Here is a 14256-nt window from a genome sequence, read left to right on the forward strand (position 1 = left end):
CGCCTGTAAGCAAAGCGACAACAAAAGTGATCGCTGGTAAAAAACTTGGTTTAATTCCGATTTTACGTGCAGGTTTAGGAATGGTTGATGGAATTCTGAAATTAATTCCAGCAGCAAAAGTAGGACACGTTGGCTTATACCGCGACCCTAAAACATTGCAACCGGTAGAATACTATGTGAAACTTCCAACGGATGTAGAAGAGCGTGACTTTATCGTACTAGATCCGATGCTAGCAACAGGTGGTTCTGCAGCTGAAGCAATTAACTCTTTGAAAAAGCGCGGCGCAAAACAAATTAAATTAATGTGTATCGTTGCAGCTCCAGAAGGAGTAAAAGTAGTACAAGAAGAACATCCTGATGTTGATATTTATGTAGCAGCATTAGATGAGAAATTAAATGACCACGGATATGTAGTACCAGGTCTTGGTGATGCTGGTGACCGTTTATTCGGAACGAAGTAAGACAACTGACGAGCAGGGGGATTCCTCAGCTCGTCTTTTTTTTGATGTAAGCAAGTAGGGGAGGGGAGAGGATAAATATACATAGTATATACAACATAAGTTGCATACACATCACATATAATATAGAAGTCTTACGTCTAAAGAGCACTGTATTATGGAAGGAAAGCGTTATATCGTAAAAATATAATAGTGACAAACTTGTGAACATTTCCTTCTATTATAAAGAGAAAACTGTTAGAAATTGCATATCTCTAACCAGTATTTAGAAGGGGAACGTTTTCATTTTTGGGAGGAAATGACTAATACTCAAATTTTTTGATTTTTTACGATTTCTCGTTGACACTGTTAATACCCTATTGTATGCTAACAACGGGGATAGATGGTAGGGCTTTCAGTGACAAAAATACATCTATTCCGTGACGAAAATGTAAACTTTTTATTTTGTATAGGATTTATGCAGAAAAATGAGTTATTATTAACACATCGTGAATGAGGGTTACATATTGGAGGGATGAATCCTTGCAAAAAAACGATCGCAGCCATATAAAAGCTTATGCTTTAATGTCAGGTATTCTTGCTCAGTTAGTCGGTTCTATTCTTGTTGGGATCTTTGGTGGGCAGTGGATTGATAATAAGGTTGGAACGTTTCCATTGTTTCTTATTATAGGGTTATTACTCGGATTAGGAACAGGGGTATACGCAATGATTCGACTCATTCGACATTACTATTCGGGAGAGCAATGATGATAGACGTACATGGACTTGTCCAAAGACAAAAGAAATATATGTACTACTTGCTTGCGCTTCTTGTGCTAGGATGGGGATTCACCTCTTACAAGGATGTATTTCTTGGACTGATTATCGGGACGATTTTCAGTTTTCTTAGTTTGCGCATCATTGCACGTAGAACAGACAAGCTGTTGGATCGCGTGACAAATGGAGAAAACGTGAAGTTTAAGGCGACAGCGGTAAGTACATATTCAAGATTCGCCACGATTGGGTTATTAATTTTATTTGCAGCCAAATATCAAGAGTTAATTGCGATGTGGGGCTTAGGTGTAGGATTGCTGACAGGATACCTTGTCATGATCATAGATTTTCTTTATTTAGAGTATAAGAGCAGGGAAGAGAGGTGAATTACTAGTGGAACACGGTAAATTAGTTGAATTTCTAGGTTTAACGTTCGATTTGTCATCAGTTATGATGGTTACTGTAGCAGCAGTTATTGTTTTCTTAATCGCTGTTATCGGAACTCGCAGCTTAGCCCTTCGCCCAACAGGAATGCAAAATTTCATGGAATGGGTGTTTGACTTCGTGAAAGGGATTATCAATAGTACGATGGACTGGAAAACAGGTGGACGTTTCTTAACGCTTGGCGTTACGCTTATCATGTTTATCATCGTATCGAACTTCCTTGGTTTACCATTCATGTATTCAGCAACTGAAGCTGGCGAACATATTGCATGGTGGAGATCACCAACGTCTGATCCAGCAGTTACATTAACATTAGCCGTGATGGTAGTTACCCTCACCCATTATTATGGAATTAAGATGAAGGGTACGAAAGAATACGTAAAAGGTTATTTCCAACCTATGAAATTCTTATTCCCATTAAAGGTTATTGAGGAGTTTGCTAACACATTAACGTTAGGTCTTCGTTTATTTGGTAACATTTATGCAGGTGAGATCTTATTAGGATTACTTGCTAAGCTGGGCGGAGCATCATTCCTTGGAGCATTAGGTGCACTTGTGCCGATGTTAGCATGGATGGGATTCAGTGTATTCGTTGGATCAATCCAAGCATTTATTTTCGTTATGTTAACGATGGTTTATATGGCTCATAAAGTAAGCCATGACCATTAATATAATTTAAGTAAGAAAAAATTTATTTTTTTATAATACAAAGGAGGACAAATTAAATGAGTTTAGGTGTAATCGCAGCTGCAATTGCAATTGGTTTATCAGCATTAGGTGCAGGTATTGGTAACGGTCTTATCGTATCACGTACAATCGAAGGTGTTGCTCGTCAACCAGAATTAAAAGGCGCACTTCAAACAATTATGTTCATCGGGGTTGCTTTAGTTGAGGCACTTCCAATCATCGGTGTAGTTATTGCATTCATCGTAATGAACAAATAAGGGAGACTCCCCTTACATAGATGGCGAAGAGTGTTTTTCCGAACTTTCTTCGCCATTGCTTTATGAACGAAACGTATGTCTTTTTTTTTCATATGATCAATTTAGATATTTTGAAGGGAGTGAATCCTTGTGCCAACTTTATTATTAGGGGCTGCCATTCCATTTGGAACGATTGCTTATACATTGTTCATTTTCTTACTTCTATTAGTAATGCTACGCAAATTCGCGTGGGGTCCTTTAATGGGGATTATGAAAGAACGTGAAGAGCATGTTACTAATGAAATCGACGCTGCAGAAAGAAGTAATGCTGAAGCGAAGAAGTTAGTAGAAGAACAACGTGAAATGTTAAAACAATCACGTGTTGAAGCACAAGAGTTAATCGAAAGAGCGAAAAAACAAGCTGTAGATCAAAAAGATGCTATTGTTGCTGCTGCGAAAGAAGAAGCAGAATCAATTAAAGCATCTGCTGTACAAGAAATTCAACGCGAAAAAGAGCAAGCGATTGCTGCTTTACAAGAACAAGTTGCTTCTTTATCTGTTCAAATTGCTTCTAAAGTAATTGAAAAAGAATTAAAAGAAGAAGATCAAGTGAAGTTAATTCGCGATTATATTAAAGAAGTAGGAGAAGCGCGATGAGCAATGGGATTGTAGCAAAACGTTATGCTGTCGCTCTTTTTAAAATTGCTAAAGAAAAACACGTATTAGAAATGTTTGAAGAGGAATTACGCCTTGTACAAAACGTTTATGTAAAGAACGGAGAACTACATAGCTTTTTAACGCAACCGAACATTTCAAAGGAACAAAAGAAAACGTTTCTTGCAAACGTATTCGGGTCTGTTTCTGAATCTATTTTAAATACGTTATATATTTTAATTGATAACAAGCGCATTGATATCTTACCTGAAATTGCAGATGAATATGTTGTTCTTGCTAATGAAGAACGTAACGTAGCGGACGCAACTGTATATTCTACTCGTCTTCTATCAGAAGAAGAGAAGCTTAACATTGCAGAAGCATTTGCAAAGAGAACAGGAAAAGATGCAATTCGCGTAAAAAATGTTGTAGATGAAGATTTACTAGGCGGCATTAAAGTACGTATTGGAAATCGCATTTATGACGGAAGTTTACAAGGAAAATTAGCACGTATTCAGCGTGAATTAATGAAGAATAGATAGGGGTGAAGCACATGAGCATCAGAGCTGAAGAAATTAGCGCACTGATAAAGCAACAAATCGAGAACTATCAGTCTGAAATCGAAGTTAGTGATGTTGGTACAGTTATCCAAGTTGGTGACGGTATCGCGCGTGCTCATGGTCTTGATAACGTTATGGCTGGTGAACTTGTAGAGTTCTCTAACGGCGTTATGGGACTAGCACAAAATTTAGAGGAAAACAACGTAGGTATTATCATTTTAGGACCTTACACAGAAATCCGTGAAGGTGACGAAGTTCGTCGTACTGGTCGCATCATGCAAGTACCAGTAGGAAAAGAACTAATTGGTCGTGTTGTAAACCCATTAGGTCAACCAGTTGATGGTTTAGGCCCAATCAATACAACAAACACTCGTCCAATCGAAAGTCCAGCACCAGGTGTAATGGATCGTAAATCTGTTCATGAGCCACTTCAAACAGGTATTAAAGCGATCGACGCTCTTGTACCAATTGGCCGTGGTCAACGTGAGTTAATCATCGGTGACCGTCAAACAGGTAAAACAGCAGTTGCACTAGATACAATCATTAACCAAAAAGATGAAGATATGATTTGTATTTACGTAGCTATCGGACAAAAAGAATCAACTGTACGTAACGTAGTAGAAACACTACGTAAGCATGGTGCATTAGAGTACACAATCGTTGTAACTGCATCTGCTTCTCAACCAGCTCCATTATTATACCTAGCTCCTTACGCTGGTGTAACAATGGGTGAAGAGTTCATGTACAATGGTAAACACGTATTAGTAGTATATGATGACTTATCAAAACAAGCAGCAGCTTACCGTGAGCTGTCATTACTATTACGTCGTCCTCCAGGTCGTGAAGCTTACCCAGGGGATGTATTCTACTTACATTCTCGCTTATTAGAGCGTGCAGCAAAATTAAGTGATGCAAAAGGCGGCGGTTCTTTAACTGCACTACCTTTCATCGAAACACAAGCAGGGGACGTATCAGCTTACATCCCAACAAACGTAATCTCGATTACGGATGGACAAATCTTCTTACAATCTGACCTATTCTTCTCTGGCGTACGTCCAGCGATCGATGCGGGTACTTCTGTATCTCGTGTAGGTGGATCTGCTCAGATTAAAGCAATGAGTAAAGTATCAGGTACACTTCGTCTTGACCTTGCATCTTACCGTGAGTTAGAAGCGTTCGCTCAGTTCGGTTCTGACTTAGATAAAGCAACTCAAGCGAAACTAAACCGTGGTGCTCGTACTGTTGAGGTATTAAAACAAGGATTACACAAACCGTTACGTGTAGAGAAACAAGTTATCATTCTTTACGCTTTAACACGTGGATTCCTAGATGATATCCCAGTAGTAGATATCACTCGTTTCGAAGAAGAATTCCATGCTTGGTTAGATTCTAATGCGACTGACTTATTAGAAGAGATCCGCACAACTAAGAAACTTGCGGATGACGATAAATTTGCAGCAGCAATTAATGGATTTAAAAAAGTATTCGTAGCTTCTGAATAATAAAAAGTGAAGCCGACTGTTCAGCCCCATCGGCTAAGAGGCGGAGCTAGATAATATATATAAAGGCATCTCGGGCTTTGGGATTGCCGACGGTTGTGAAAGGAAAAGAGTAGGTGCACCTATTCTTTTCCTTCAATCATGAGCAAGAATATCTTGCAACGTAGATTAGGAAGAGGATTCTTACTAATCGTGCCAACTTCCGGAAAAAAGGTGGTGAAAACCTGTGGCATCTTTACGCGATATAAAAGCGAAGATTAACTCGACAAAGAAAACGAGTCAAATTACGAAAGCGATGGAGATGGTATCTGCATCTAAGTTAAACCGTGCAGAGCAAAATGCTAAATCTTTCGTTCCGTATATGGAAAAGATTCAAGAAGTAGTAGCGAGCATTGCGCAAGGAAGTAAAGGAATTAATCATCCAATGCTAAATGCGCGTCCTGTAAAGCGTACAGGATACATCGTTATTACATCTGATCGCGGACTAGCAGGTGGTTATAACAGTAACGTATTACGTACAGTAAGTAACGTAATTCGTGAACGTCATAATATGGATTCAAACCAATATTCAATTATTGTGCTTGGACGACTAGGACGTGATTATTTAAAACGTCGCGGCTTTAACATCATTGATGAAGTAGTTGGATTATCTGATCACCCATCATTCACTGATATTAAAGACCTTGCTTCTCGAGCAATTGCGATGTTCGCAGATGGTGCTTATGATGAGCTGTATATTTACTACAACCATTACGTAAGTAAAATTTCACAAGAAGTAACGGAAAATAAAATTTTACCGCTTACTGATGTGGCGTCTGATAAACCGACGACAGCTTATGAATTCGAACCTTCTGAAGAAGAAATTTTAAAAGTACTATTGCCACAATACGCAGAAAGCTTAGTGTACGGTGCATTACTAGACGGTAAAGCAAGTGAGCACGCAGCGCGTATGACAGCAATGAAGAGTGCTACAGACAACGCAATGGAAGTTATCGATTCACTTACACTTTCATTCAACCGTGCGCGTCAGGCAGCAATTACGCAAGAAATTACGGAAATCGTTGGTGGAGCAGCAGCGTTAGAGTAGTAATAAAAAGCGTAGGTGGCTTGTCCAGAAGGGGAGGGCATTGGAACTCCTGACAAAGAGGCGTTCTTTGCCTCGTAGGAAGGAGTGAAATGGCCGACCCTTCTAGCCACCGGAGCTCGATTCAATAAAAAGCGGAAGCGGCTCATTCAAAAGAGCCGCGTAAGCTTATAAACCAATAAAAAATTAAAAGCTAACTGCTCGTAGAAAGTTGGCTAATTAAAAGAAAGCTAGGAGGGAACCCGATGAATAAAGGGCGCGTTACGCAAATCATGGGTCCGGTTGTAGACGTTAAGTTTGATGGCGGAAAGCTACCAGAAATCTACAACGCCCTTACGGTAAAACAGAGCAACGAAAACGGAACAAGCATTAACTTAACATTTGAAGTTGCACTTCATTTAGGTGATGACACAGTTCGTACAGTTGCAATGTCTTCCACAGATGGACTTGTTCGTGGCACAGAAGTAGAAGATACTGGTAAAGCAATCTCTGTACCAGTTGGTGATGCAACACTTGGTCGTGTATTTAACGTATTAGGTGATGCAATTGACTTAGATGGTGAGGTTCCTGCGGATGTACGCCGTGATCCAATTCACCGTCAAGCACCTGCATTCGAAGAATTATCTACTAAAGTAGAAATTCTTGAAACTGGTATTAAAGTAGTAGACTTACTTGCTCCTTACATTAAGGGTGGTAAGATCGGTCTATTCGGTGGTGCCGGTGTAGGTAAAACAGTATTAATTCAGGAATTAATCAACAACATCGCACAAGAACACGGTGGTATCTCTGTATTCGCTGGTGTAGGTGAGCGTACTCGTGAGGGTAATGACTTATACCACGAAATGAGCGATTCTGGCGTAATTAAGAAAACTGCGATGGTATTCGGACAAATGAACGAGCCACCTGGAGCACGTCAACGTGTTGCGTTAACAGGTTTAACAATGGCTGAGCATTTCCGTGATGAGCAAGGACAAGACGTTCTTCTGTTCATCGATAATATCTTCCGTTTCACGCAAGCAGGTTCTGAAGTATCTGCCCTTCTTGGTCGTATGCCATCTGCGGTAGGTTACCAACCAACACTTGCAACAGAAATGGGTCAATTACAAGAGCGTATTACATCTACAAATAAAGGGTCTATCACGTCTATCCAAGCGGTATATGTACCAGCCGATGACTATACTGACCCAGCACCAGCTACAACGTTCGCTCACTTAGATGCAACAACAAACTTAGAGCGTCGTTTAACACAAATGGGTATTTACCCAGCCGTAGATCCATTAGCATCTACATCTCGTGCACTTTCTCCAGAAATCGTAGGAGAAGAGCATTATGAAGTGGCTCGTCAAGTACAGCAAACTTTACAACGTTACAAAGAGCTTCAAGATATCATCGCTATCTTAGGTATGGATGAGTTATCTGAGGAAGATAAGTTAGTTGTACATCGTGCTCGTCGTATTCAATTCTTCTTATCTCAAAACTTCCACGTAGCGGAGCAGTTTACAGGTCAAAAAGGTTCTTATGTACCTGTAAAAGACACAGTTCGTGGTTTCAAAGAAATTCTAGAAGGAAAATATGATGACCTTCCAGAAGATGCATTCCGCTTAGTTGGTGGCATTGAAGAAGTTATTGAAAACGCGAAGAAAATGATGGCGTAAGGCCTTAGGAGGGACGAAGTATGAAGACATTTCCAGTCAGTATTGTAACTCCTGATGGACCGGTTTACGAAAAAGAAGTAGAAATGGTAAGTGTAAAAGCAGAGAGTGGGGAAATGGGGATTTTACCAGGTCACATTCCAACTGTTGCACCATTAAAAATTAGTGCAGTTCGTCTGAAAAATGGTGGACACACTGATTATGTAGCAGTAAGTGGTGGCTTTATCGAAGTTCGTCCAGATAAAGTAACTGTATTATCATCATCTGCTGAAGAAGCAAACCATATCGATATCCATCGTGCAAATGAAGCGAAGCGTCGTGCGGAGCAACGTCTGCAAGATAAACAAGCACATGTTGACTTTAAACGTGCAGAAATGGCATTACAACGTGCTGTGAACCGTTTAAACGTTTCCGATATGAAATAAAAAATTCGTAAAGGCTTTGCCTTTACGAATTTTTTTATGGATTTTATGGATAATTTTACAAAAATGGTATAATTATATCAGTGCTCGTATAAGTAGAAAATGTACAACAATTTATAAAGGAGATGAATAAATGATTGGTGAAATGAAACGAGAAGCATTGCAATCTTTAAAAGGAAAATGGGGACTAGGTGTTGGATCAACGATTTTATATCATATTATAAGTTATGTCGTTTCAATGGCTGTAATGCTTATACTATTAATTCCAGTAGTTATAATAGTTCTTTTATTGTCTATTTCAACTGGTTCCATTGAAGAAGACACGATGGCAATTGGAGCTGCTATTACGTTTGGGTTTTTTTACTGCCTTATGATAATTTTAAGTTATGCGGCTTATGGCATTACCTCATACGGTTATACAAATTTGTTTCTACAAATAAGTAAACGAGAAGATGCTAGAGTTGATTATTTATTTGAAGGATTTCGTGGTTTTAAAAGAATGATGAAAACAATGTGGGCTATGCTTGCAATTTTGTTATATACAGGTACATGGGTTCCAATGCTAGGAACGATTGTATGTGGGATATTAGGATTCTTTGATGAGAGTGCAAACCCATCATTCATAATTGTTTTCTTTGTTTTATTAGCTATTTCGTTTGTTGTAATGGCTATTTTGTATTTCTCATATTCGATGACATATTATGTGATGGTTGAAAAACCAGAATATAGTGTTTCGCAGGCAATGAAAGAAAGTAAGAATCTGATGAAGGGGCACAAATTAGATCTATTTCTTTTATGGCTAAGCTTTATCGGTTGGGCAATTTTAGCGATTTTTACACTTGGAATAGGTTTTCTATGGCTTAGTCCGTATGTGAGTACAACGACAGCGCATTTTTATCGCTACATTTCAAAGGGTGAATTGCAGTAGGAATATGCTATACTAATAGAATTATTGTGTATAGGAGGCGAGGCTAAACATGATTAGTGATTTAAAAGGAGAAGCGCTGGATTCATTAGAAGGGAAATGGGGATTAGCTGTCGGGGCAACATTACTGATTTCGATTCTTATTTCAGCTTTTAGTTTTAGTATTGATTTTATTTTCTCTCAGGTTTGGGATTGGAAAGAAGTAAATAGCTCATTTTCAGTAGACGTTATTTCAATATTGATGGTAGGTCCATTGACGTTAGGTGGCTATTATTTAGCGCTGCATATCATTCGTGAGAAAGACGCACGTATTGGGCATATATTCAGATGGTTTACAGAAGGAAGTAAGTTTATAAAGTCATTTTTATTATATATAGTAGTAAATATTTATATTTTCTTATGGTTTTTACTATTTATCATTCCAGGCATTATTAAATCATTTTCTTATGCGATGACGTACTTTATAATAAATGATCACCCTGAGTATTCTATAAATCAAGCGATTACAGAAAGCCGTCGTATGATGGATGGGCATAAGATGGAGTATTTCATTTTATGTTTGAGCTTTATTGGTTGGTTTATATTAAGTTGTATTACACTAGGGATTGGATTCTTATGGCTAATTCCATATTTTTATACGACGTCAGCAGCCTTTTATGAAGAGATTGCAGAGGAATATTACGAGAAAAAAATTCCGACATTGTAAAGTGAGCGGGACACTCTGCGTCGATGAATCGTTTTACTGTCCGCAAATAGCATGATAAAAACACCCAGTATGAGCTATTGGTTCATACTGGGTGTTTTTTGTAGAAATTTTATAAATTGATGACTAGTAAGTGGTTTACTGAAATAGTAACCTTGCATATATTTACAGTTGTTCTTTTGTAGAAACTTAAGTTGTTTTTCTGTTTCAATTCCTTCAGCAACGACAGATAGGTTCAAAGTATTTGCAAGAGAAAGGATAGTGGAAACGATGGCCCTTTCTTCAGGGCGATGATCGGCGAGTTGTGTAAATTCTCTCGGTACTTTTAATGTATCAATAGGGAAAATGGATAAATAAGCAAGAGAAGAATAGCCGGTTCCGAAGTCATCAATGGACGTTTGGATACCATATTCCTTTAATTGTTTTAGCTTGGATAACGTTTCCTTTTCATCGATCATTGCAATTCGTTCTGTTAACTCAAGTGTTACATCTTTTGGATCGACTTTAACGTCTGTTATTATTTGTAAAATATTTTCGATTAAATTATTTTGCTGGAACTCTTTAGCTGATAAGTTAACACTTATTTTTAAATCTTTGTAGCCAAAAGTATGCCATATTTTTAGCTGACGACAAGATTCATTTAATACCCAATGACCAAGTGGAATGACTTGGGGAGTTTCCTCTACAATTGGAATGAACTCACATGGCGGAATATCACCTAGGAGTGGGTGTTTCCAGCGTAGCAATGCTTCGGCACCAATGATCTTTTTCTTCGTAATATCAATTTGTGGTTGATAGACGAGATAAAATTCTTCGTTTACTAAAGCGAGTGGTAAATCTTTTTCAATTCGAGCTTTTCGTTCCATTTTTTTATACAATTCTTTCGTGTACAGAGAGCTACCATTTTTCCCTTTATTTTTTGCTTCGTACATGGCCATATCAGCATGTTGTAAAATCGATAACGGATCTTCACCTGCTTCAGGATATATTGCTATCCCGATGCTCGGTGAGATTTGTAAATGTTGATTTTCAATTTCAAATGGTTCGTTCATGGCTGCTACAATTGTATCAGCTATTTTTTTTACATCTGGCCTCTTTTTATAATTTTCGATAAGGAGTGTGAACTCATCTCCAGCTAATCGGGCAAGCTTCATATTGGATGTCGCTATACTTTCGAGTCTTTTTGCTACTGCAATTAATAGAAGGTCTCCTACCCTGTGACCGAGGGTATCGTTAATAACTTTAAAGCGATCTAGGTCAAGAAACATAACAGCAAAAGGCATTTTTGATATTTTGGATCGCGCAATTGCTTGTTCTACATATTGATGAAATGCACGTCGATTTGCAAGCTCTGTTAGCGTATCATGATATGCTAGAAAATTAATTTGTTCCTGTTGTTGTTTGCTTTCCGTAATATCTTTAATCATTAAATAAACTCCAGAAATATGATCCTTTAAAAAGATAGGAACAGCTGTCACATGCAAGTAGTAAATATCTCTATTTTTATGATATGCCCGTATTTCTAAAGAAATAGATTTCCCCTTTTTTACGCGATGAAAGGCATTAATGATTTCTTCCAAATCTTCTTCATACGTAAGTGAATAGTAAGGTTGATTTAATAATTCATTCGTTTGATAACCGAGTAAAGTCGTACCAGCGTTATTCACTTTAAGAAAATTACCGTATAAATCTAATGTGAAAATGGGATCTGGATGATGCTCGTATAAAGATTTAAACATTTGTTGGTTATGATATAGTTCATTTTTTTGTTCTACTAAATCTTCTGTACGCAGTTCAATTTGTTTTTCGAGTTCTGAGTTGAATTGCATTTGGGCTAATAATAATATTTTATTTTGCTTGCGAACTAAACTATGGCGAATGAGAACGAAGGAGAAAGTTATCATAAGCCCGATTACTACAATAGGCGCAAAAACGTATTCGACTAATATGAAAACAATAAGCATTATGACAGAAATATAAGGTAACGATAATCTGATTGATTCCCCAAGTTTAGGTGTTAATAGCACTTGTTCTTGTTTTTCAGGTTCTTTTGTATGAAGAATACAGGCGATTGCTACTAGCACTAAAGTTACTTGATAGAGTGGAGTAATTGTAAACATAGAATATTCGGGCGTGAAGTATTTAATATAAGCATAAATCGCATCTGTAGTCGCATACAAAATTAAAGCACTACCAAGGAGCGCACCGACTTTTTTCGGTAATAAGGAAAGTGGTTTGAATAAAAGGTTAATTCCTATGAGAAAAAAGAGTAAATCGGTCATTGGATAGGTAAGTTGAACAAATATGTCGATATAGGATGTTGAAGAAATGTAAATGGTTCGTTCAATAAGTAAGTAGTAACTTAAAGTGAACTGTGCTGTAACAATAATACAAATATCACATATCATAAAAAGCTTTTCTAATAAATCTCGGTTATAAATGATTTCATATAGAAAGGCAAATGCAAAGCTAATTAAAAAAAGTAGATAAAAAAAATCAGACGGATCAACGAATGTATAGTAGTCCTTTAAAATTAAACGTTGATAGGCAACGATGATATCACCAATGAAATAAGAGAGGGTTCCAACACATAAAATGGTCCAAAATAAACGAGGTAACCCTTCTTTCATGTTTGAAAAATAAAGTATATAACTACAAGCGATAATATCAATGAATAATGTACTCATACCAATTAATATTTGAAAAGGAAATGAGTATTCATATAGAAAAGGCATTGTCACGTAATGAATCATTATAGACAACAATATAATGCTTATAAGAATGCTTACATGTGTTTGTTTTTTCATTTATCTCACCCACGGTATATACATATAAATTCCTCTTTTTATTTTTTATAGTTTCTATACTTATTTTGCACAGGTATAGCCAGTTATAAAAATAGATTTTAATAATTCTCGTTTCTGTCCCCAACATATCGACATAGGAATTTGAAGTTTGCTATAATGATTAAAATAGTTGCATTATTTAGAAAAATTTAAAAATAATAATTACTGCAACTAGGACATATTGTTTACTAAGTGAACTTGTTCTTAATTTAGGGGGGAGGGTTTCACAATGGCAAGTGTATATGAAAATAGTTATATGATTGTTTTGATCTTCTTGCTATTAGGCATATTGCTTCCGGTAGTGGCTCTTACATTAGGAAGGATGCTGCGCCCAAATAAACCAAGTGCAGCGAAAGCGACGACGTATGAGAGTGGGATTGAGCCTTTTCATGATGCAAATATTCGGTTTCATGCTCGTTATTATATTTTTGCTTTATTGTTTGTCATCTTTGATGTAGAAACTTTATTTTTATATCCATGGGCTGTTGCATATGACAAGCTCGGTTTATTTGCACTGATTGAAATGTTCATTTTTGTTGTAATGTTGCTAGTTGGGTTAGCGTATGCTTGGAAAAAGAAGGTGTTACAATGGTTATAAATTTTGAGGAATTACATCCAAATGAGCGAGCGGAATTAGAACGAAATATCTTTTTTTCTACATTGGAACAGTTGAAGGGATGGGCGCGAAGTAATTCTTTATGGCCAATGACATTTGGACTGGCATGTTGCGCAATTGAAATGATGGGAGTAGGTTCATCACATTATGATTTAGATCGATTTGGGTCATTTTTTCGGACTTCACCAAGGCAATCGGACGTTATGATTGTGTCGGGAACGGTAACGAAGAAGATGGCTCCTATTGTTCGGCGCTTATATGATCAAATGCCTGAACCAAAATGGGTTATTGCAATGGGATCTTGTGCGACAGCAGGTGGTCCATATGTAAATTCGTACGCTGTTGTAAAAGGTGTAGATCAAATTGTACCAGTTGACGTGTATATCCCTGGTTGCCCACCAAATCCCGCTGCTTTAATTTATGGAATTAATAAATTAAAAGAAAAAATTCGTTACGAGGCAAAGACGGGGAAGCAGGTGACGAATAAATGAGTGATCCAAACAAAGATTTAGAGGATTTGAAAAGAGAAGCGGCTAGGCGGGCGAAAGAAGAGGCGAGAAAGCGTCTCGTTGCGAAACATGATTCGGAAATAAGTAAACTTGAGGAAGAAAATCAAGAAAAAGAGAAAGCGTTACCAAAAAATGATGGTATGACTGTGGAAGAAGCGAAACGTCGTGCTGCAGCAGCCGCAAAAGCGAAAGCGGCGGCGTTAGCGAA

Annotated in this window: 17 protein-coding genes and 1 pseudogene; 17 read left to right on the forward strand and 1 reads right to left on the reverse strand. The window is 37.6% G+C overall.

What is annotated here, in order from left to right; translation table 11 throughout:
- The 14 genes from upp to MR079_RS24615 all read left to right on the forward strand — a co-directional run.
- Positions 1 to 461 (forward strand): uracil phosphoribosyltransferase (gene upp / locus MR079_RS24550; RefSeq protein WP_242294808.1); only part of this gene is annotated, 461 nt, incomplete at its 5' end.
- Between the two features lie 379 nt (positions 462 to 840).
- Positions 841 to 954 carry a DUF4024 domain-containing protein gene (locus MR079_RS24555; RefSeq protein ID WP_000232961.1) on the forward strand — a complete coding sequence of 38 codons (114 nt, stop codon included), beginning with the start codon at positions 841 to 843 and terminating at the stop codon, positions 952 to 954.
- A 26-nt stretch (positions 955 to 980) separates the two neighbouring features.
- Positions 981 to 1205, forward strand: coding sequence for an AtpZ/AtpI family protein (locus MR079_RS24560; protein WP_001171223.1), 225 nt, complete (start codon positions 981 to 983; stop codon positions 1203 to 1205).
- A complete protein-coding gene (locus tag MR079_RS24565) occupies positions 1205 to 1597 on the forward strand; it encodes an ATP synthase subunit I (protein WP_000567600.1) in 393 nt (130 codons plus the stop codon). The genes MR079_RS24560 and MR079_RS24565 overlap by 1 nt, the downstream gene beginning before the upstream one ends.
- Positions 1598 to 1604: 7 nt before the next feature.
- The gene (gene atpB, locus MR079_RS24570) at positions 1605 to 2324 is read left to right on the forward strand and encodes a F0F1 ATP synthase subunit A (protein WP_000399870.1); all 720 of its coding nucleotides are present in this window, start codon (positions 1605 to 1607) and stop codon (positions 2322 to 2324) included.
- Between the two features lie 56 nt (positions 2325 to 2380).
- Complete coding sequence (gene atpE / locus MR079_RS24575; RefSeq protein WP_000052064.1) at positions 2381 to 2599, forward strand: F0F1 ATP synthase subunit C; 219 nt, start codon at positions 2381 to 2383, stop codon at positions 2597 to 2599.
- A gap of 129 nt (positions 2600 to 2728) precedes the next feature.
- A complete protein-coding gene (atpF, locus tag MR079_RS24580; RefSeq protein WP_001142617.1) occupies positions 2729 to 3235 on the forward strand; it encodes a F0F1 ATP synthase subunit B in 507 nt (168 codons plus the stop codon).
- A complete protein-coding gene (gene atpH, locus MR079_RS24585; protein ID WP_000064683.1) occupies positions 3232 to 3774 on the forward strand; it encodes a F0F1 ATP synthase subunit delta in 543 nt (180 codons plus the stop codon). Before atpF ends, atpH begins: the two co-directional genes overlap by 4 nt.
- Positions 3775 to 3785: 11 nt before the next feature.
- On the forward strand, positions 3786 to 5294 hold the full coding sequence (atpA, locus tag MR079_RS24590) for a F0F1 ATP synthase subunit alpha (RefSeq protein ID WP_000027518.1): 1509 nt from the start codon (positions 3786 to 3788) through the stop codon (positions 5292 to 5294).
- 223 nt (positions 5295 to 5517) lie between these two features.
- Complete coding sequence (atpG, locus tag MR079_RS24595) at positions 5518 to 6378, forward strand: F0F1 ATP synthase subunit gamma (protein WP_000157696.1); 861 nt, start codon at positions 5518 to 5520, stop codon at positions 6376 to 6378.
- Between the two features lie 242 nt (positions 6379 to 6620).
- Positions 6621 to 8030 carry a F0F1 ATP synthase subunit beta gene (gene atpD / locus MR079_RS24600; RefSeq protein WP_001032599.1) on the forward strand — a complete coding sequence of 470 codons (1410 nt, stop codon included), beginning with the start codon at positions 6621 to 6623 and terminating at the stop codon, positions 8028 to 8030.
- A gap of 20 nt (positions 8031 to 8050) precedes the next feature.
- Positions 8051 to 8452, forward strand: coding sequence for a F0F1 ATP synthase subunit epsilon (atpC, locus tag MR079_RS24605; RefSeq protein ID WP_000847211.1), 402 nt, complete (start codon positions 8051 to 8053; stop codon positions 8450 to 8452).
- Positions 8453 to 8582: 130 nt separating this feature from the next.
- Entirely contained in the window at positions 8583 to 9377 is a 795-nt protein-coding gene (locus tag MR079_RS24610; protein ID WP_139868486.1) for a DUF975 family protein, read from the forward strand.
- A 49-nt stretch (positions 9378 to 9426) separates the two neighbouring features.
- The gene (locus tag MR079_RS24615; RefSeq protein ID WP_100633525.1) at positions 9427 to 10080 is read left to right on the forward strand and encodes a DUF975 family protein; all 654 of its coding nucleotides are present in this window, start codon (positions 9427 to 9429) and stop codon (positions 10078 to 10080) included.
- A gap of 74 nt (positions 10081 to 10154) precedes the next feature.
- Here the strand turns inward: MR079_RS24615 and MR079_RS24620 are convergent, their stop codons facing one another.
- The gene (locus MR079_RS24620) at positions 10155 to 12884 is read right to left on the reverse strand and encodes a putative bifunctional diguanylate cyclase/phosphodiesterase (RefSeq protein ID WP_242294809.1); all 2730 of its coding nucleotides are present in this window, start codon (positions 12882 to 12884) and stop codon (positions 10155 to 10157) included.
- 268 nt (positions 12885 to 13152) lie between these two features.
- On the opposite strand from MR079_RS24620, the gene nuoA reads away from it, so the two are divergent.
- The 3 genes and pseudogenes from nuoA to MR079_RS24635 all read left to right on the forward strand — a co-directional run.
- Positions 13153 to 13521 (forward strand): NADH-quinone oxidoreductase subunit NuoA, encoded by a 369-nt coding sequence (gene nuoA / locus MR079_RS24625; protein ID WP_016718997.1) that lies wholly within the window; start codon positions 13153 to 13155, stop codon positions 13519 to 13521.
- Positions 13512 to 14030 carry an NADH-quinone oxidoreductase subunit NuoB gene (nuoB, locus tag MR079_RS24630; protein ID WP_000236331.1) on the forward strand — a complete coding sequence of 173 codons (519 nt, stop codon included), beginning with the start codon at positions 13512 to 13514 and terminating at the stop codon, positions 14028 to 14030. The genes nuoA and nuoB overlap by 10 nt, the downstream gene beginning before the upstream one ends.
- Positions 14027 to 14256, forward strand: a pseudogene (locus MR079_RS24635) (NADH-quinone oxidoreductase subunit C); the annotation flags it as partial. The gene nuoB and the pseudogene MR079_RS24635, both read left to right, overlap by 4 nt.

Origin of the sequence: Bacillus cereus group sp. BfR-BA-01381 (assembly GCF_022663555.1) — a bacterium.
Classification (GTDB): Bacteria; Bacillota; Bacilli; order Bacillales; family Bacillaceae_G; genus Bacillus_A; species Bacillus_A pacificus.